General features: G+C 59.1%; 14 protein-coding genes. 8 read left to right on the forward strand and 6 right to left on the reverse strand.

Annotation, left to right across the window (positions count from 1 at the left end; translation table 11 throughout):
- Positions 1-64 precede the first annotated feature (64 nt).
- The 6 genes from OQ460_RS07335 (at position 65) to prpD (ending at position 8,479) form a co-directional block, all read left to right on the forward strand.
- Positions 65-787 (forward strand): GntR family transcriptional regulator, encoded by a 723-nt coding sequence (locus tag OQ460_RS07335; protein ID WP_410021185.1) that lies wholly within the window; start codon positions 65-67, stop codon positions 785-787.
- Positions 784-1,677, forward strand: coding sequence for a methylisocitrate lyase (gene prpB, locus OQ460_RS07340; RefSeq protein WP_410021186.1), 894 nt, complete (start codon positions 784-786; stop codon positions 1,675-1,677). The genes OQ460_RS07335 and prpB overlap by 4 nt, the downstream gene beginning before the upstream one ends.
- Positions 1,678-1,718: 41 nt before the next feature.
- Complete coding sequence (gene prpC, locus OQ460_RS07345) at positions 1,719-2,846, forward strand: bifunctional 2-methylcitrate synthase/citrate synthase (RefSeq protein ID WP_410021187.1); 1,128 nt, start codon at positions 1,719-1,721, stop codon at positions 2,844-2,846.
- A 203-nt stretch (positions 2,847-3,049) separates the two neighbouring features.
- Positions 3,050-5,644, forward strand: coding sequence for a Fe/S-dependent 2-methylisocitrate dehydratase AcnD (gene acnD / locus OQ460_RS07350; protein ID WP_410021188.1), 2,595 nt, complete (start codon positions 3,050-3,052; stop codon positions 5,642-5,644).
- A 50-nt stretch (positions 5,645-5,694) separates the two neighbouring features.
- Positions 5,695-6,885: a 2-methylaconitate cis-trans isomerase PrpF gene (prpF, locus tag OQ460_RS07355; RefSeq protein ID WP_410021189.1), complete on the forward strand. Its 1,191-nt coding sequence runs from the start codon at positions 5,695-5,697 to the stop codon at positions 6,883-6,885.
- A 109-nt stretch (positions 6,886-6,994) separates the two neighbouring features.
- Positions 6,995-8,479, forward strand: a complete 1,485-nt coding sequence (gene prpD, locus OQ460_RS07360) for a 2-methylcitrate dehydratase (protein WP_410021190.1) — start codon at positions 6,995-6,997, stop codon at positions 8,477-8,479.
- 10 nt (positions 8,480-8,489) lie between these two features.
- Here the strand turns inward: prpD and OQ460_RS07365 are convergent, their stop codons facing one another.
- Genes OQ460_RS07365 through OQ460_RS07385 form a run of 5 tightly spaced genes read right to left on the reverse strand, consistent with a single transcriptional unit; the run spans position 8,490 to position 13,957 of the window.
- Positions 8,490-9,218 carry an alanyl-tRNA editing protein gene (locus tag OQ460_RS07365; protein WP_410021191.1) on the reverse strand — a complete coding sequence of 243 codons (729 nt, stop codon included), beginning with the start codon at positions 9,216-9,218 and terminating at the stop codon, positions 8,490-8,492.
- Between the two features lie 2 nt (positions 9,219-9,220).
- Positions 9,221-10,213, reverse strand: a complete 993-nt coding sequence (locus OQ460_RS07370) for a serine O-acetyltransferase (protein ID WP_410021192.1) — start codon at positions 10,211-10,213, stop codon at positions 9,221-9,223.
- A gap of 23 nt (positions 10,214-10,236) precedes the next feature.
- Positions 10,237-11,151: a PLP-dependent cysteine synthase family protein gene (locus OQ460_RS07375; RefSeq protein WP_410021946.1), complete on the reverse strand. Its 915-nt coding sequence runs from the start codon at positions 11,149-11,151 to the stop codon at positions 10,237-10,239.
- A 24-nt stretch (positions 11,152-11,175) separates the two neighbouring features.
- The gene (moeB, locus tag OQ460_RS07380; RefSeq protein ID WP_410021193.1) at positions 11,176-13,035 is read right to left on the reverse strand and encodes a molybdopterin-synthase adenylyltransferase MoeB; all 1,860 of its coding nucleotides are present in this window, start codon (positions 13,033-13,035) and stop codon (positions 11,176-11,178) included.
- A 28-nt stretch (positions 13,036-13,063) separates the two neighbouring features.
- A complete protein-coding gene (locus tag OQ460_RS07385; RefSeq protein ID WP_410021947.1) occupies positions 13,064-13,957 on the reverse strand; it encodes a DMT family transporter in 894 nt (297 codons plus the stop codon).
- A gap of 160 nt (positions 13,958-14,117) precedes the next feature.
- Here OQ460_RS07385 and OQ460_RS07390 point away from each other — a divergent pair, with 160 nt between their 5' ends.
- Entirely contained in the window at positions 14,118-15,542 is a 1,425-nt protein-coding gene (locus OQ460_RS07390) for a PLP-dependent aminotransferase family protein (RefSeq protein WP_410021194.1), read from the forward strand.
- A gap of 90 nt (positions 15,543-15,632) precedes the next feature.
- On the opposite strand, the gene ppsR is transcribed toward OQ460_RS07390, so the two are convergent.
- Positions 15,633-16,451: a posphoenolpyruvate synthetase regulatory kinase/phosphorylase PpsR gene (gene ppsR / locus OQ460_RS07395; RefSeq protein ID WP_048720549.1), complete on the reverse strand. Its 819-nt coding sequence runs from the start codon at positions 16,449-16,451 to the stop codon at positions 15,633-15,635.
- Between the two features lie 178 nt (positions 16,452-16,629).
- On the opposite strand from ppsR, the gene ppsA reads away from it, so the two are divergent.
- Positions 16,630-19,005 (forward strand): phosphoenolpyruvate synthase, encoded by a 2,376-nt coding sequence (gene ppsA, locus OQ460_RS07400; RefSeq protein WP_410021195.1) that lies wholly within the window; start codon positions 16,630-16,632, stop codon positions 19,003-19,005.
- Positions 19,006-19,007: the final 2 nt, after the last annotated feature.

The following is a 19,007-nucleotide window of genomic DNA, read 5'->3' on the forward strand; positions in this document are numbered from 1 at the left end:
TTCTTTGACTGTTACGGTGTAATTGGCTAGTTTTTGCCGCATTGCTTTTAAAGGTGTCGACAATATGCTGGGTCAACTGGAAACTCCGGTGGTTGGGCAGGACGATTCCCAAACAATGTCCGAGAACGTCTTCCGACGTATCCAGGCCGCTATCGTCAAGGGTGAGATCGCCCCTGGCAGCAAGATTTCCGAGCCGGAGCTGGCGCGCACCTACGGTATCAGCCGGGGGCCGCTGCGTGAGGCGATCCACCGCCTGGAAGGCCAGCGCCTGCTGGTGCGCGTGCCCCACGTGGGCGCCCGGGTGGTGTCCCTGAACCAGGCTGAGCTGGTGGAACTCTATGAGATCCGTGAATCTCTTGAAGGGATGGCCTGCCGTCTGGCCGCCGAGCGCATGACTGAAGAGGAAATCGAAGAGTTGCGCCAGGTGCTGCACACTCATGAGCGTGATGCGGCGTTCCAGGCCGGTGTGGGTTACTACCAACAAGAAGGCGACTTCGACTTTCATTACCGGATTATTCAAGGTGCCCGTAACCGCACCCTGACTCAAATGTTGTGCGGTGAGTTGTATCAATTGGTGCGCATGTACCGCATCCAGTTCTCTGCCACTCCCAATCGTCCACGCCAGGCTTTTGCCGAGCATCACCGGATTCTCGACGCGATTGCCGATCGCGACGGTGAGCTGGCCGAGTTGTTGATGCGCCGTCATATCGGCGCATCAAAGCGCAATATCGCCCGCCATTTCCAGGATGGCGCACCCCAGACAACCACTCCACGAGGTGAGTCATGAGTTCCCATAACAACAGCACTCCAGGCCAACGTTTTCGCGATGCAGTGGCCAGTGAACAGCCACTGCAGGTCGTTGGCGCGATCAATGCCAATCACGCATTGCTGGCCAAGCGGGCAGGCTTCAAGGCGATCTACCTGTCCGGTGGCGGCGTCGCTGCCGGCTCCCTGGGTGTGCCGGACCTGGGCATCACCGGCCTGGACGACGTGCTGACTGACGTGCGCCGTATCACCGACGTCTGCGACTTGCCGCTGCTGGTGGATGTGGATACCGGTTTCGGCTCCTCGGCCTTCAATGTGGCACGTACCGTCAAATCGATGATCAAGTTCGGCGCGGCGGCGATCCATATTGAAGACCAGGTGGGCGCCAAGCGTTGCGGTCATCGTCCGAACAAAGAGATCGTGTCCCAGCAGGAAATGGTTGACCGCATCAAGGCGGCAGTTGATGCGCGTACCGACGACAGTTTCGTGATCATGGCCCGCACCGATGCCCTGGCGGTCGAAGGCCTGGAGTCTGCGCTGGAGCGCGCCGCTGCTTGTATCGAGGCCGGTGCCGACATGGTGTTCCCGGAAGCCATCACCGAGCTGGACATGTACAAGCTGTTCGCGGCACGCGTGAAAGCCCCGATTCTTGCCAACATTACCGAGTTCGGTGCGACCCCGCTGTATACCGTCGAACAGTTGAAATCTGCCGATGTTGCACTGGTGCTGTACCCGCTGTCGGCATTCCGGGCCATGAACAAGGCTGCGGAAAATGTCTATACCGCGATTCGTCGTGACGGTACCCAGCAGAACGTGATCGACACCATGCAAACCCGCATGGAGCTTTACGATCGCATTGACTATCACACCTTCGAGCAAAAGCTCGACGCGCTGTTCGCCGCCAAGAAGTAAGCGCAGCGCCTCCCTGATAAATACAAAATTGGAGAACAGACATGGCTGAAGCAAAAGTATTGAGTGGCGCTGGCCTGCGTGGCCAGGTTGCCGGGCAGACTGCGTTGTCCACCGTGGGCCAGGAAGGCGCCGGGCTGACCTATCGTGGCTACGATGTGCGCGAACTGGCCGCTGATGCGCAATTTGAAGAAGTTGCCTACCTGCTGTTGTACGGCGAACTGCCAAGCAAAGCCGAACTGGATGCCTACAGCACCAAACTGAGCAAGCTGCGTGATCTGCCTCAGGCGCTCAAGGAAGTACTGGAACGCATCCCTGCCGATGCCCATCCGATGGACGTGATGCGTACCGGTTGTTCGTTTTTGGGGAATATCGAGCCGGAGAAGGATTTCAGCGTCCAGCGCGACATCACCGACCGCCTGCTCGCCGCCTTCCCGGCGATCATGTGCTACTGGTACCGCTTCAGTCACGACGGCCAGCGCATCAATTGCGTGACCGACGAGCCTTCCATCGGTGGTCACTTCCTGCATCTTTTGCACGACAGGAAACCGAGCGAGCTGCACGTCAAAGTCATGAACGTGTCGCTGATTCTCTACGCCGAACACGAATTCAATGCTTCGACCTTCACCGCCAGGGTGTGTGCCTCGACCCTTTCGGACCTGTACTCCTGTGTCACCGCTGCCATCGGCTCTTTGCGCGGTCCGTTGCACGGTGGTGCCAACGAGGCGGCGATGGAAATGATCGAGCGCTTCACTTCGGCCGAGGAGGCCGTCGAGGGCACCCTGGGTATGCTGGCGCGCAAGGACAAGATCATGGGCTTCGGCCACGCTATCTATAAGGACAACGATCCGCGTAATGAAGTGATCAAGGGCTGGTCGAGAAAACTCGCCGATGAAGTGGGCGACACTGTGCTGTTCCCGGTATCCGAGGCCATCGACAAGACCATGTGGGAACAGAAAAAACTCTTTCCCAATGCCGACTTCTACCATGCCTCGGCCTATCACTTCATGGGTATCCCGACCAAGTTGTTCACGCCGATTTTTGTCTGCTCGCGCCTGACTGGCTGGGCTGCCCACGTTTTCGAGCAGCGTGCCAACAACCGCATCATCCGTCCAAGCGCCGAGTACACCGGCGTTGATCAGCGCAAGTTCGTGCCAATCGAACGCCGCTGACTGGGGAAACCGGCGATCCTCTGATTGGAAACTCGATCAAAAATGTGGGCGCGGGCTTGCTCGCGATAGCGGTGTAACAGCCCCTTGTGCGTTGCATGACACACCGCAATCGCGAGCAAGCCCGCTCCCACATCTGGATTGGGTATCAACCGCAGGATCAGCGTCGGTTTTCCTTTCATAACTTCCGTGACCGAGTCCTGACGATGAACACTGAATTTCGTAAACCGCTCCCCGGCAGCCGCCTGGATTTCTACGACGCCCGTGCGGCTGTCGAGGCAATCACTCCCGGTGCCTACGCCACTTTGCCGTACACCTCTCGTGTACTGGCCGAAAACCTGGTGCGCCGTTGCGACCCGGCGACCCTCAACGCTTCCCTGAGCCAGTTGATCGAGCGCAAGCGTGACCTCGATTTCCCGTGGTTCCCAGCGCGCGTGGTGTGCCATGACATTCTCGGCCAGACCGCGCTGGTGGACCTTGCCGGCTTGCGCGACGCCATCGCCCTGCAAGGCGGCGATCCGGCCCAGGTCAATCCGGTGGTGCCGACGCAATTGATCGTCGACCATTCCCTGGCCGTCGAAGCCGGTGGGTCCGACCCGCAAGCCTTCGAAAAAAACCGCGCCATTGAAGATCGGCGCAACGAAGACCGGTTTCACTTTATCGAGTGGACTAAAAAAGCATTCAAGAACGTCGACGTGATCCCGCCCGGCAACGGCATCATGCACCAGATCAACCTGGAGAAAATGTCTCCGGTGATCCAGGTGCGTGACGGCGTGGCGTTTCCCGACACCTGCGTTGGCACTGACAGCCACACCCCGCATGTCGATGCACTGGGCGTGATCGCCATCGGCGTTGGTGGTCTGGAAGCCGAGAGCGTGATGCTTGGCCGCGCCTCATGGATGCGCCTGCCGGAAAGCGTTGGTGTGGAGTTGACCGGCAAGCTGCAACCGGGCATCACCGCTACCGACATGGTGCTGGCGTTGACCGAGTTCCTGCGCCAACAGAAAGTCGTCGGAGCCTGGCTGGAGTTCTTTGGTGAAGGCGCCTCGGCATTGACGCTTGGCGACCGCGCGACCATTTCCAACATGGCTCCGGAATACGGCGCCACGGCAGCAATGTTCTACATTGACGCGCAGACCATCGCCTACCTCAAGCTTACCGGGCGCGAAGATGAACAAGTCGCGCTGGTCGAGCAGTACGCCCGGCAGGCCGGTCTGTGGGCCGATGATCTCAAGGGCGCGCAGTACGAGCGTGGCCTGAGTTTTGATCTGTCGAGCGTGGTGCGCAATATGGCCGGCCCGAGCAACCCTCACGCCCGCGTCGCCACCAGCGACCTGGCGGCCAAAGGTATTTCCGGGCAATGGGATGAAGTACCGGGGCAAATGCCCGATGGCGCAGTCATCATCGCCGCCATCACCAGTTGCACCAACACCAGCAACCCGCGCAACGTGATTGCCGCCGGCCTGCTCGCGCGCAACGCCAACAAGCTGGGCCTGGTACGCAAGCCATGGGTCAAATCGTCCCTGGCGCCCGGCTCGAAAACCGTGGCGATGTACCTGGAAGAGGCCGGGCTGGGCCATGAGCTGGAAAAGCTCGGTTTTGGCGTGGTGGCGTTCGCCTGCACCACCTGCAACGGCATGTCTGGCGCCCTCGACCCGGTGATCCAGCAAGAGATCATCGACCGCGACCTGTACGCCACCGCCGTACTTTCGGGTAACCGCAATTTCGACGGGCGCATTCATCCGTACGCCAAGCAGGCATTCCTCGCTTCGCCGCCGTTGGTGGTGGCCTACGCGATAGCCGGCACTATCCGCTTCGATATCGAAAAGGACGTACTGGGTCTGGACGCCAGTGGCAAGGAAATCCGCCTGAAAGACATCTGGCCGAGCGACGAGGAAATCGACGCGGTGGTCAAGGCGTCGGTCAAGCCGGAGCAGTTCCGGCAAGTGTACATTCCGATGTTTGCGATCCATGAAGACACCGGCCCGAAAGTTGCGCCGTTGTATGACTGGCGCCCGCAGAGCACTTATATCCGTCGTCCACCTTACTGGGAAGGCGCGCTTGCCGGCGCGCGTCCGCTCAAGGGCATGCGCCCGCTGGCGGTACTGCCGGACAACATCACCACCGACCACTTGTCGCCGTCCAACGCGATCATGCTCGACAGCGCCGCGGGTGAGTACTTGGCGAAAATGGGCTTGCCGGAAGTTGACTTCAACTCCTACGCAACCCATCGCGGCGACCATTTGACGGCCCAGCGCGCAACCTTTGCCAACCCCAAGCTGTTCAATGAAATGGTGGTCGAAAACGGCAAGGTCAAGCAGGGTTCGCTGGCACGTCTCGAGCCGGAAGGGCAGGTTACGCGGATGTGGGAAGCCATCGAAACCTACATGGAGCGCAAGCAACCGCTGATCATCATTGCCGGCGCCGACTACGGCCAGGGCTCATCCCGTGACTGGGCTGCCAAGGGCGTGCGCCTGGCCGGCGTGGAAGCGATTGCCGCTGAAGGCTTCGAACGCATTCACCGTACCAACCTGGTGGGCATGGGCGTGTTGCCCCTGGAGTTCCTGCCGGGTACTGACCGCAAGACGTTGCAGATCGATGGCAGTGAAACCTATGACGTGCTCGGCGAGCGCACCCCGCGTGCCACATTGACGCTGGTGATCCATCGCAAAAACGGCGAGTGCGTAGAGGTGCCGGTGACATGCCGTCTCGACACCGCTGAAGAAGTGTCGATCTACGAGGCGGGCGGCGTGTTGCAGCGCTTTGCCCAGGACTTCCTGGAGTCGGCGGCGATCGCCTGACATAACTTGCGCAGGGGATCTCGAATTCCCTGCGCCTGACGAGGACAACCATGGCACACGTACCGCAAATCAAGATTCCCGCTACCTATATGCGTGGCGGCACCAGTAAGGGGGTGTTTTTCAGCCTTCAGGACCTGCCCGGGCCGGCCCAGGTTCCAGGTGCTGCGCGTGATGCCTTGTTGCTGCGGGTGATCGGTAGCCCTGATCCCTACGACAAGCAAATCGACGGCATGGGCGGTGCGACGTCCAGTACCAGCAAAACCGTGATCCTGGCCAAAAGCACCCGCGCCGATCACGATGTGGATTACCTGTTCGGCCAGGTCGCCATCGACAAACCCTTTGTCGATTGGAGCGGCAACTGCGGCAACCTGTCGGCAGCCGTTGGCTCCTTTGCTGTAAGCAACGGGCTGGTGGATGCTGCGCGCATTCCCCGCGACGGCGTCGCCGTGGTGCGTGTCTGGCAGGCAAATATCGGTAAGACCATCATTGCCCATGTGCCCATTACGAACGGCGCAGTGCAGGAGACCGGCGACTTCGAACTGGACGGTGTGACATTCCCGGCGGCCGAAGTGCAACTGGAATTCATGGACCCGGCAGCAGAAGAAGAGGGCGGCGGCGGATCGATGTTCCCCACGGGTAAGCTGATCGACGATCTGGATGTGCCGGGTGTTGGTACCTTCAAGGCGACGTTGATCAATGCGGGTATCCCGACGATCTTCATCAATGCTCAAGACCTGGGCTACACCGGCACCGAACTGCAAGGTGCGATCAATAGCGATCCGAAAGCGTTGGCAATGTTTGAAACCATTCGTGCCCACGGCGCGTTGCGCATGGGCTTGATCCAGCATCTGGATCAAGCCGCCCAGCGCCAGCACACGCCGAAAGTCGCATTTGTGGCGCGGCCGGCGGATTACATTGCATCTAGCGGCAAGGCAATCCAGGCAGGGGATATCGACCTGCTGGTGCGAGCGCTGTCCATGGGCAAGTTGCACCACGCGATGATGGGGACGGCGGCCGTGGCGATCGGTACTGCGGCTGCAATTTCCGGGACGCTGGTAAACCTGGCGGCAGGTGGTGTGGAGCGCAATGCGGTGCGGTTCGGGCATCCTTCGGGTACGTTGCGCGTGGGGGCTGAAGCGAGCCAGGTCAACGGTGAATGGGTCGTCAGGAAAGCCATTATGAGCCGCAGTGCACGCGTGCTGATGGAAGGGTTTGTGCGGGTACCCGGAGACGCTTTTTAGTTTGAGGGCGCCCTTGGGCTGAAACAGAACCCAGCAGACACCCAAGATCTGCTTTTGAAAAAAACCGTGACCCCGAGGGAAAAAATCCAACCCACTGCGGAGTAACGCCATGACCAGCAACGTCGACCAAAACAACCGTCCCGACTACGACCAGGTTTTGCAGGACATCGCTGACTACGTCCTGAATTTCAGCGTCGAATCCCGGGACGCCCTCGACACCGCTCGCAACTGCCTGATGGATACCCTTGGCTGTGGCCTGCTGGCCTTGCGCTTTCCCGAATGCACCAAGCACCTGGGGCCCATCGTCGAGGGTACGGTGGTGCCATTCGGCGCTCGGGTTCCCGGCACCTCGTTTCGCCTGGACCCGGTCAAGGCCGCGTGGGATATCGGTTGCATCGTCCGCTGGCTCGATTACAACGACACTTGGCTCGCCGCGGAATGGGGGCATCCGTCCGATAATCTCGGCGCCATCCTTGCTGTTGCGGATCATCTTTCGCAAAAACGCGTGGCCAGCGGCGAGCTGCCGTTGACCGTGCGCGAGGTGTTGGAAGCAATGATCATGGCCCATGAGATCCAGGGCGTGATTGCCCTGGAAAACTCCTTCAACCGCGTCGGCCTTGATCATGTGCTGCTGGTAAAAGTCGCCTCCACCGCCGTCACTGCCAAGTTGATGGGCGCCAATCGCGAGCAAATGTTGGCGGCCTTGTCCCATGCGTTTGTAGATGGCCAGGCATTGCGTACTTATCGCCATGCGCCCAACGCCGGGTCGCGCAAGTCCTGGGCGGCGGGTGATGCTTCGAGTCGTGGTGTACGCCTGGCAGACATCGCGATGCGCGGCGAAATGGGCGTCCCAGGAGTGTTGAGCGCGCCACAGTGGGGCTTCTATGACGTGCTGTTCAGTCATACCAACAAGGATCTGGCCCTCAAGCCCGAGGACCAGCGGGCGTTCAGCTTGTCCCAGCGCTATGGCACCTATGTCATGGAGAACGTGCTGTTCAAGATCAGTTTCCCGGCCGAGTTTCATGCGCAGACGGCGTGCGAAGCGGCGGTGGCCTTGCATCCGCAGGTTAAAAACCGCCTGCATGAGATTCAAAGAATCGTTGTCACCACCCACGAGTCGGCCATTCGCATCATCTCCAAGGTCGGCCCATTGGCCAATGCCGCTGACCGCGATCACTGCCTGCAGTACATGACTGCCGTACCCCTGGCGTTTGGAAACCTGGTGGCCGAGCACTACGAAGATAAATTCCACGCCGCTCACCCGATCATCGACGAGTTGCGCGACAAGATGGAAATCCTCGAAGACCCGCGTTACAGCCAGCAATACCTGGAGGCCGACAAGCGCTCGATTGCCAATGCCGTGCAGGTGTACTTCAAGGATGGCACTCACACCGATCAGGTAGCGGTGGAGTACCCGATTGGTCACCGTCGCCGTCGCGCAGAGGGCATTCCATTGCTGGAAGACAAGTTCAAGGCCAACCTCGCCACGCGCTTTACCACCCAGCGCAGCGCCGAAATCTTTGCTCTATGCAAGGACCAAGCGCGGCTGGAAGCGACGCCGGTAAACCGCTTTGTCGACCTGTTCGTGATCTGATCCCAAGCAATCACTTGAACCGCAGGATCACCCTGCGGTTGTGCTTGCTTTTCTTTTCGATCTTTTCGCAGAACACCCGGCCGATTTCCTCGGTATTGATCACGTGCGTGCCGCCGCATGGCTGGATATCGATGCCGGTAATTTCAATCACGCGCACTGCGCCCTGGATCACTGGCGGGGCGACGGCCTGGGTACGGGTGATCTGCAGCAGGGTGGAATATTCCGACGCCGGCATCGATAGGGATTTGACTTCATGGGCTTGCTTGATCAGCGCATTGAGGTCGCGGGTGATGCTTTCCTTGTCGAGGGTCATTTCTGGCAGGTCGAAATCCAGGCGCCCCTTGTCGGCGCTGATACTGCAGCCGGTCACGGGGGCGTCGATGATTGAACACAGCAGGTGCAGGCAGGTGTGCATTTTCATGTGTTGATAACGCCGCTCCCAGTCAAGGCCCGCGTCCACCTGTACTCCGGCGCTCAGTTGCACGGGGTAATGGTCAACCTGATGCCAAATGATCGAGCGCAACACCGGGTCGCGCACGGTTCCGGTCACGTTGATCCGGGTATCGTCGGGCAAGGTGAAGTAACCGGTGTCCCCCGGTTGACCGCCGCCGGTGGGGTAGAACAGCGTATGCTCCAGGGCGATGCCGTGTTCGCTGACTGCGATCACCCTGGCGCTGAAGGCGTTCTGGTAGGGCGCGCTATCGAACAGCGCCAGGGTTTCCATGGTGTGTACGGACATGTTCAACCTCCGACAATCAGTGGGCTGGCTTGCAGCAGGTGACGCACCATCGCGCTCAGGCCAGGGGGGGAGAGCAGGGTGATTTCAAACTCCGGGCCGCTGACCTTCAGGTTCAGTGGCAGGCGCGGCAGGCGCTCATCCGACTCGATGCGGTGTAGGCGAAACTGCAAGTGGTGACGCTCCTTCACCGTGGGTTCGAGCATCAACCCCGGTAATGGGTGAAAGTCGGCATCGAGCACCGTGACTCGGTGGCTGGCGTTGACCTCACCCACCACGTGCAGTCGCTCATCAAGGGCGAAGGCACCGAGATAGTTGCTCTGATCCGATTCATCGTTTTTCTGCAGTTGGATCTGGTTGACTACCTTGACCTTGGTGCCCGCCGGTACGTCCTGGGTGATCACGCAGGACGGGCTGATAAATACGTTGTCGCCGATCTGCACATAGCCGAGCACCCTGGCACCGGCGCCGACTTCGACATTGTTACCCAGGCGTGGATGGCGCTTGCCATCGGGATTATTGGCGATACCTCGAGCACCCAGGGTCACGCCGCAAAGGATGTAGCAGTCGTTGCCGATCTCGCAGGTTTCACCGATCACCGTGCCGTAGCCATGATCCAGCACAAAGCGCCGGCCGATTCGTGCGGCGGGATGAATCTCGGCACCTGAGAGCAGTTTGCCCTGGTTGCTCAGTGTCAGGGCGATGCTGGGAAACACGCCGTTGGAGGGCTCGGAGAAATTCCAGACCCGATGTGCCAGGCGGTAATACAGCACCGCCTTGAATGAGGCGTAGGACTCCAGGATCAGCTTGCCGCGGCCACGGGACGCCGGGTCGCGACAGGCATAGGCGAGCAGATCTTCTGCCACGTCCTGCGCAGCCTCCTGGATCAACGAGGCCAGGTGTACCTGCAACTGTTGCATCTGCGCTGGGGCGAGGGTTTTGACAAGGTGCGCCAGTAACTCCTCATGCAGCTGATGCATGTCGATAAAGCCGCCCATGGAAGGTGCTCCCGCAATTGGCATTATTCGAAGCACGGCAGATAGCTGTCGGCGCTGTCATAAACCATCGTCAGTACCACCGTGTCGGTGGGTAGCTCCGGTGCAAGTCTGGCGATGGCCACCATATTGGCGGCCGACGACAGCCCCAGGCTTACGGCGTCGGTACGCATGATGCGTTTCATCATTTCCAGGCACTCCAGGCGCGAGACCTTGAGCATGCCGTCGAGCACATTCAGGTTGAGAATGCTCGGGATCAGACCAATGGACAGGCCTTGGATATGATGCGGGGCGTGCCGGTCATTAAGCAGGTCGCATTCCTCGGGCTCTACACCCATCACGCGTATCTGCGGCCATTTCGCCTTGAGGGTTTCACCGATGCCGGTGATATGGCCACCGGTGCCGATGCCGCTGACGAAGTAATCCACCTGGCGCTCGCCAAACGCACGGATGATTTCCGGGGCGGTAGTGTCGCGGTGGGTTTGTGGGTTGGCGCTGTTGCGCTGCTGGTTGAGCATGACGTAGCTGGGGTTTTCCAGTTGCAGTTCCATGCACTTTTCGCCATGGGAATTGTTGCCCAGGCAACTGTCCGAAAGCACTACTTTGGCACCGTACAGACGCAGCAGTTTTTGCTTCTCGGGGCTGTAGTTGTCCGGGATCACCAGCACCACCTTGTAGCCCAGCACATTGCCGGCCATCACCAGGCCAATGCCGGTGTTGCCCCCGCTGGGCTCGATGATGGTTTGCCCTGAGCCACGAATCAGGATGCCCCGGCGCTCGGCGTCGAGGATCATCCCCAGAGCGATGCGTGCCTTATGGCTGCCGCCCGGGTTCAGCGATTCAAGCTTGGCGAAGACCTCGATGCCGAGGTCTTCGGAGAATTGTTCCAGGCGTACGATGGGCGTCTGGCCAATCGTGTCGAGTATCGAGTTATGTAGCATCAAGCAAATACCCCTGGCCGGTGATCAGTACAAAGGCATGTCAGGTTCGACGTCGCGAACCCAGTGTTTCATCCCGCCTTCGAGGACGCGGGTGTTGGCAAAACCGGCTGCCAGTAAAGTGCTGGCGGCTTGCTCGGCGCGGATACCGGCGTAGCAGATCAGGTAGTGAGTGTTGTCGCGGCTGAGGGTGTCGAGTTGCTCGTCGAGTTCGGCCAGCGGGATGTGAACCACACCGGGAAGCTTGCAGACTTCCAGTTCGCTGGCGTCACGCACATCCAGCAGGATGTCGGCACTGCGCTGTTGCTCCAGCAATTGCTTGAGAACGCGCGGCTTGATGTAGCGCTCCTTGGCCAGTTTCGGAGCGGCGGGCACCGTGTCTGCACACACCGCTGCCGCGGGTTGTTGCTCATCGCGTAGCTCGGAGCAGCACGGGCAATCGGCACGGCGTTTGAAGCGGATCTCACTGAATTTCATAGCCAGCGCATCGAAGCGCATCAGTCGGCCAGACAACGATTCGCCGAGGCCAATCAGCAGTTTGATCGCCTCGGTAGCCTGGATCATGCCGACTACGCCGGGCAGTACGCCAATCACACCGCCGGCACTGCAGTTGGGCGCCAGTTCAGCCGGTGGCGCATGGGGGAACAGGCAGCGATAGCAAGGTCCACCTTTGTAGTTGAACACGCTGATCTGGCCGTCAAAACGGTAGATGGCGCCGTATACCAAAGGTCTACCAAGCTGCACGCAGGCGTCGTTGACCAGATAGCGGGTTTCAAAATTATCGGTACCATCGATCACCAGATCGTAGGCGCCGACCAGATCCAGCGCGTTGTCGGCATTCAGCGCAGTCTCGTGAGCGTTGATCTGGATATGGTTGTTCAGGTCTTGCAGGCGTTGTTTGGCGGACTCGACCTTGGACATGCCCAGGGTGCTGTTGCCGTGGACGATCTGGCGTTGCAGGTTGCTGCTTTCCACCACATCGAAATCCACCAACCCCAGGGTGCCGATGCCGGCCGCAGCCAGGTACAGGCTGATGGGGGAGCCCAGGCCACCGGTGCCGATGATCAATACCTTGGCTTTTTTCAGGTTCAATTGACCTTCACGACCGACGCCAGGCAGGGTGATGTGGCGCACATAGCGCTGCACTTCCTCGTTGCTCAGGGCGTCGATATCCATGCCGCCGGAGGTGGCGAGCAACACTTCTATCCGGGCCTTTTCCGGCAACGGTTCATCGGCGTTGACCTGTTCTTCACCGACCGTGAACAGGAAGTGTTCCTTGAGCTGGTTGTTCTGGTGGAACAAGTGCGCTTGCAATTGCGGGTGATGGGTACAGAGGTTTTCAATGACTTCGCGCAATGTCGTTCCGGCACCCTTGAGGGTCGAAGCAGGCAACTTGGCCACGCGGACCAGAATCTCGGGGAAAGAGACATCGTTCATGTACAACTCCGTTTGCAGGTCGTTGAATGGTTTGAGGGCGAAGTGCGTGCCATCCCAGGCAAACAGTTTTGACCCAAGGGCCTTGCCCTGGCGGACGTCCACCACCAGGTAGCTGACGGGATAGATCGGCTCGCCCATGTACAGGGCCTTGTCTTGATCCTCGTCGCTGAAATAGGCGCCGACATCCGGGTGTGAGTGGTAGATCACCGTCACCGGGTTATCGCTGCGAAATGCCTTGTTCATCATCAGTGTGTCGGCCACCGAAAAGGTGTAGCCATTGGCCGCGCGGCGCGGATACATCTGTGGGTTCTTGCGGTGCAGCTCATTCTGGATATTGCTGCCCAGATACACGCTGCCGTCGGCGAAGACGAAGCCACAGCATTCCTCGGGATAGCTGCGGCTGGCGTGGGCGTAGATCTCTTTGAGGGCGTTAGGGCGGAGCACGTCCATGTTTCTCTCGCGTCAGTGGGTAAAAAGGTCAATTGGTCTTGGCCAGCAGTTTTTCGATCGGCAACTTGGTGATTGCGAACCCAACCAGCAGGATCGCGGAATAGAGCATCAGGTCCCTGGACAATTCGAGGCCTTCATACCAGGCGCCGATGATCACGGCGAACACCGGGAAAATGATGAAGACGAAGGACAGGATGATCGGGCTCAGGCGCTTGAGCAGCATGAAATACACAATGAAACCGCCGACCGAAGCCACCAGCCCCAGGTAGAACAGGGCGCTCCACGAGCGCAGGGTAATCGCTTCGAAGGTCGGGGACTCGAACCACAGGCCGGCCACGAACAGCATCAGCCCGGCGATGCCGATAGGCAGGGTGTTGTAGGTGATGACACTGATGGCGCTGCCCTTTTGCTTGGTGATGACGTAGCACAAGGCATGCATGATCGCGGCGGTCAAAATGGCCAGCACCCCAAAGAACTCGGCATGGTCCAGGTGCAGGCCCTGGCTCCTGATGATCATGTACAGGCTGCCGAAACCGATGCCGATACCGACCACCTGGGAAAAGTAGATGCGCTCACGCAGGAACAGCGCGGAAAAAATCAGGATGAACACCGGCATGCAACTGAACAGCAAAGCTGTGAGGCCGGAGGAGACATGCATTTCTCCGTAATTGAGCAAGTAATAAGGAACGCTGAAGTAGGAAAGGGTCACGAACACAAAAAACCAGCGACTTTCCCGGGGAAACAGGATCGGCTCGCGACGCACCAATGCAAAACACAGGAACAACGGAAACGCGATCAGGAAGCGCAGGCCGGCGGAGGTCAGCGGCGGAACGCTTTCCACCGCGATCTTGATCCCCAGCCAGGTCGTCCCCCAGCTCAGGCACACAATGAGAAACATCACACTGGTAATCAGCCCTGCCAACCACTGCTTACGTGTTTTTGTTTTTTCGGCGTTTTGGAGAACGGCAGACATTGGCATCGTTTATTGCTTCCCTGAGCCGGAATTGAACTCTATATTGAATGTGTCATTAGAGGTTTTACCCGGTGATTGAACCCGTTTAAGCACACTATTAGGGCGAATGATGGCTGTCAAAACAATTATTGACATGGTGTCAATTATGCGAGAGGGGCTCTCCAGCGGACAGGGCGTGAAGTACAAACGCCTGTCGGATGTCATGGAGCGAGGCATCCTGGAAGGCCTGATAGAGCCGGGGCGAAAACTGCCGCCTCATCGGGTTCTTTCCGACAACCTGGGGGTGACCATCGGTACCATCAGCCGGGCCTATGGCGAGCTGGAACGCTTGGGATTGGTGGTGGCACGGGTCGGTGACGGAACGTTTGTGCGCAAGCGTGGAATGGAACGCCAGCGTGACGAAGGTTTTCGCAACTTCAGCGATGAGCCTCGTCAGTACTTCGATATGAGCCGCAATATGCACATTCCGGGGCAGGAAACGACATTCCTGGCCCAGAGCTTCCAGACCCTGGCCAATAACGCCAAGTTTTTGCAGGAGATCAGCGCGTACACACCGGACGCCGGTTTGCCCCGCTATCGAGAAGCGGGCGCCCAGTGGCTGGTCCAACGGGATTTTCACCCCACTCCCGAGCAGGTCATCTGCGTTAACGGCGGTCAGCATGGGCTGCTCTGTGCCCTGATGGCGTTATTACGTGCTGGCGATACCGTGGTCACTGAACAGTTGACCTACCCGGGGCTGATCACCGCCGCACGCATGCTGGGCATCCGCTTGATCGGCCTGGAGATGGATGACGAGGGGCTCCTGCCGGGGGCGTTGGAGGAGGTCTGTCGCAATCATCGGGTGTCGGCTCTCTATTGCACGCCGACCATCCAGAACCCGACGACGTCGGTCCTGTCCGTTACGCGACGCGAGGCGTTGGTGCGTGTCTGTCGTGAGCACAACTTGCTGATTCTCGAAGATGAAGCCCACGGCGTACTGGTGGCGGATCGTCCGCCACCCTTGAGCCATTTTGCCCCGGAACGTACCATCTTGATCAGCAGCCTGAGCAAAGCCGTGTCGGCAGGGTTGCGAGTCGGTTACGTGCATGCGCCGCCGGCCTTGGTCAGTCGCATTTCGGCAGCATTGCGCTCCACTTGCTGGATGGCGACGCCGGTCACGCTGGAGCTGGCCACGCAATGGATCGAGAACGGTACGGCGGAGTACTTGCTGCACCAGCAGATAAACGAGATCAGCCGGCGCAAAATGCTGGTCGAAGACTTGTTGATCGGTCTTGAGTACCGTACGCACCTCAACAGTCCGCATTTCTGGATTGAAGTGCCGGAGCCTTGGCGGGCCTCGGAAATCGAGGCCGAACTCAAGCAGAACAATTACCTGATCGCCACCGCTGAGGCGTTTGCCGTTGGGCAAACGGCGGTGCCACAGTTTATCCGGGCGAGTATCTGCAATACGTCGGGGGACGATCAATTGTTGCGCGAGGGTTTTGACGCGCTGGCCAGCGCGCTGGGGCAGGGCGGGGGGCGGTTTCAGTTGTAGCGTGCAGCGTTGCAGCCGCAAGTTGCAAGCCGCAAGCTTCAAGGCGAGTGTCTCTAGCTTGTCGCTAATAGCTTGAGACTTGAGGCTGCCTCACTTAAACCGCCGTTCGACACCTTTCTCCACCAGGATTTTCGCCGAAATTTCCTCCACCGAAAAATGCGTGGAATTGATGTGCGCAATATTTTCCCGGCGGAACAGATTTTCTACTTCACGTACTTCGAATTCGCATTGGGCATAGCTGGAATACCGGCTGTTGGGCTTGCGCTCATTGCGGATGGCGGTGAGACGGTCCGGGTCGATGGTCAGGCCGAACAACTTGTGCTGGTGCGAGCGTAGGGCGGCCGGTAGCGTCAAGTGCTCCATATCGTCTTCGGTCAACGGATAGTTGGCTGCGCGAATACCGAACTGCATTGCCATATAAAGGCATGTCGGCGTCTTGCCGCAACGGGACACACCCACCAGGATCAGGTCAGCCTTGTCGTAATAATGGGTGCGGGCCCCATCGTCGTTGTCCAGCGCGAAGTTTACCGCCTCGATCCGCTCCATATAGTTGGAGTTGTGGCCAATGGAATGGGACTTGCCCACAGAGTATGAGGAGTGTTCACTCAATTCCTGCTCCAGGGGCGCGAGAAAGGTCGAGAAGATGTCGATCATGAAACCATTGGAAGTTGCAAGGATCTCACGAATGTCCTGATTGACAATGGTGTCGAAAATGATCGGGCGGAAACCGTCTTTTTCGGCGGCCAGATTGATTTGTTGTACCATGGCCCGCGCTTTATCCACGCTATCGATATAGGGTCGCGTGAATTTGGCGAAGGTAATATTTTCGAACTGCGCCAACAGGCTTTGACCCAGGGTTTCGGCAGTGATGCCGGTGCCATCGGAAATAAAGAAAGCAGATCGTTTCATTTGAGCCTTGGGCCTTAAGCTGATGACGAATCTTGGATATGATAGGCGCGATTTTGCCGTCCCACAGTGGGCCGCATTCTCACTTATTTTCCAGGTCCAGGCCACAAACGCCGGTTAACGCTCCTACTGAGCGGCCGGCGTCCTGAGCTTTTCCAACACAGTTAGTGGAGAGATCACCTTGGTAGAGTACGTAGTTTCCCTCGATAAGCTCGGCGTCCATGATGTAGAGCATGTGGGGGGCAAGAACGCATCCCTCGGCGAGATGATCAGTAATCTTGCAGGCGCCGGTGTCTCGGTACCCGGTGGCTTCGCCACTACGGCCCAGGCTTACCGTGACTTCCTCGAACTGAGCGGCCTCAACGCCCAGATCCACGCCGCGCTGGACGCCCTGGACGTCGATGACGTCAACGCCCTGGCCAAGACCGGCGCCCAGATCCGCCAATGGATCATGGAAGCCGAGTTCCCCGAGAAGCTCAACGAAGAAATTCGTACTGCCTTCGCCACGTTGTCCGCCGGTAACCCGGATATGGCCGTCGCCGTGCGCTCCTCGGCCACCGCCGAAGACTTGCCGGACGCATCCTTCGCCGGTCAGCAAGAGACCTTCCTCAACATCCGCGGCGTGGAAAACGTGATCCGCGCGGCCAAGGAAGTGTTCGCCTCGTTGTTCAACGACCGTGCTATTTCCTATCGCGTACACCAAGGGTTTGACCACAAGCTGGTGGCTCTGTCTGCCGGAGTGCAGCGCATGGTGCGCTCGGAAACCGGTACGGCCGGCGTGATGTTCACTCTGGATACGGAGTCAGGCTTTCGCGACGTGGTGTTTATCACCGGCGCCTACGGTCTTGGCGAAACTGTCGTACAGGGTGCGGTCAACCCGGACGAATTCTACGTGCACAAACACACCCTTGCAGCTGGTCGCCCGGCGATCCTGCGTCGTAACCTGGGCAGCAAGGCCATCAAGATGATCTACGGCGACGAGGCCAAGGCCGGTCGCTCGGTGAAAACCGTGGATGTCGACAAGGCCGAGCGCGCGCGTTTCTGCCTGAGCGACGCCGAGGTCAGCGAGTTGGCCAAACAAGCGATGATCATCGAGAAGCACTACAAGTGTCCGATGGACATCGAGTGGGCCAAGGACGGTGACGACGGCAAGCTGTACATCGTGCAGGCTCGTCCGGAAACCGTGAAAAGCCGTACTTCGGCCAATGTGATGGAACGCTACCTGCTGAAAGAAACCGGTACCGTGCTGGTGGAAGGCCGTGCGATCGGCCAGCGCATCGGCGCCGGCAAGGTGCGGATCATCAAGGACGTGTCCGAGATGGACAAGGTCCAGCCAGGTGACGTACTGGTCTCCGACATGACCGACCCGGATTGGGAGCCGGTGATGAAGCGCGCCAGTGCCATCGTCACCAACCGTGGTGGGCGTACCTGCCACGCGGCGATCATTGCCCGTGAGCTGGGCATTCCAGCGGTCGTGGGTTGCGGTAACGCCACCCAGCTGTTGAAAGACGGCCAGGGCGTGACCGTGTCGTGCGCCGAAGGCGACACCGGCTTCATCTTCGAAGGTGAACTGGGCTTCGACATCAAGCAAAACTCCATTGACGCCATGCCGGACCTGCCGTTCAAGATCATGATGAACGTCGGTAACCCGGACCGCGCCTTCGATTTTGCACAGTTGCCGAACGCCGGGGTGGGCCTGGCCCGCCTGGAGTTCATCATCAACCGCATGATCGGCGTGCACCCCAAGGCCCTGTTGAACTATGACGGCCTGCCGCTGGATATCAAGGAAAGCGTCGACAAGCGCATTGCCGGCTACAACGATCCGGTAGGTTTCTACGTCGAGAAACTGGTGGAAGGCATTAGCACCCTGGCTGCCGCGTTCTACCCGAAAAAGGTCATCGTGCGTCTGTCGGACTTCAAGTCCAACGAATACGCCAACCTGATCGGCGGCAAGCTGTACGAGCCGGAAGAGGAAAACCCGATGCTGGGTTTCCGTGGCGCGTCGCGCTACATCAGCGAAGCGTTCCGTGACTGCTTCGAGCTTGAGTGTCGTGCTCTCAAGCGCGTACGCAACGAGATGGGCCTGACCAATGTCGAGATCATGGTGCCGTTCGTGCGTACCCTGGGCGAAGCGAGCCAGGTTGTCGACCTGCTGGCAGAAAATGGTCTGTCCCGTGGCGAAAACGGTCTTCGCGTCATCATGATGTGCGAGCTGCCTTCCAATGCGATTCTCGCCGAGGAGTTCCTGGAGTTCTTCGACGGCTTCTCGATTGGCTCCAACGACCTGACTCAGTTGACCCTGGGCCTGGACCGGGATTCGGGGATCATCGCCCATCTGTTCGATGAGCGTAATCCTGCGGTCAAGAAGCTGCTGGCCAACGCCATCCAGGCTTGCAACAAGGCGGGCAAGTACATCGGTATCTGCGGTCAAGGACCTTCCGATCACCCGGACCTGGCCAAGTGGCTGATGGAGCAGGGTATCGAAAGCGTTTCGCTGAACCCTGATTCCGTGCTGGAAACCTGGTTCTTCCTGGCTGAAGGTCAAGCCTCGGCGTAAAC

The organism is Pseudomonas imrae (assembly GCF_046352735.2).
Lineage (GTDB): Bacteria > Pseudomonadota > Gammaproteobacteria > Pseudomonadales > Pseudomonadaceae > Aquipseudomonas > Aquipseudomonas imrae.

What these genes read in the sequence shown, in the direction of transcription:
- OQ460_RS07370 (WP_410021192.1), bottom strand. Translation starts at nt 10,213, where the DNA reads ATGGGCGGCTTTATCGACATGCATCAGCTGCATGAGGAGTTACTGGCG.
- ppsR (WP_048720549.1), bottom strand. Translation starts at nt 16,451, where the DNA reads ATGAAACGATCTGCTTTCTTTATTTCCGATGGCACCGGCATCACTGCC.
- OQ460_RS07365 (WP_410021191.1), bottom strand. Translation starts at nt 9,218, where the DNA reads ATGTCCGTACACACCATGGAAACCCTGGCGCTGTTCGATAGCGCGCCC.
- prpB (WP_410021186.1), top strand. Translation starts at nt 784, where the DNA reads ATGAGTTCCCATAACAACAGCACTCCAGGCCAACGTTTTCGCGATGCA.
- prpF (WP_410021189.1), top strand. Translation starts at nt 5,695, where the DNA reads ATGGCACACGTACCGCAAATCAAGATTCCCGCTACCTATATGCGTGGC.
- OQ460_RS07335 (WP_410021185.1), top strand. Translation starts at nt 65, where the DNA reads ATGCTGGGTCAACTGGAAACTCCGGTGGTTGGGCAGGACGATTCCCAA.
- moeB (WP_410021193.1), bottom strand. Translation starts at nt 13,035, where the DNA reads ATGGACGTGCTCCGCCCTAACGCCCTCAAAGAGATCTACGCCCACGCC.
- prpD (WP_410021190.1), top strand. Translation starts at nt 6,995, where the DNA reads ATGACCAGCAACGTCGACCAAAACAACCGTCCCGACTACGACCAGGTT.
- acnD (WP_410021188.1), top strand. Translation starts at nt 3,050, where the DNA reads ATGAACACTGAATTTCGTAAACCGCTCCCCGGCAGCCGCCTGGATTTC.
- OQ460_RS07375 (WP_410021946.1), bottom strand. Translation starts at nt 11,151, where the DNA reads ATGCTACATAACTCGATACTCGACACGATTGGCCAGACGCCCATCGTA.
- OQ460_RS07390 (WP_410021194.1), top strand. Translation starts at nt 14,118, where the DNA reads ATGGCTGTCAAAACAATTATTGACATGGTGTCAATTATGCGAGAGGGG.
- prpC (WP_410021187.1), top strand. Translation starts at nt 1,719, where the DNA reads ATGGCTGAAGCAAAAGTATTGAGTGGCGCTGGCCTGCGTGGCCAGGTT.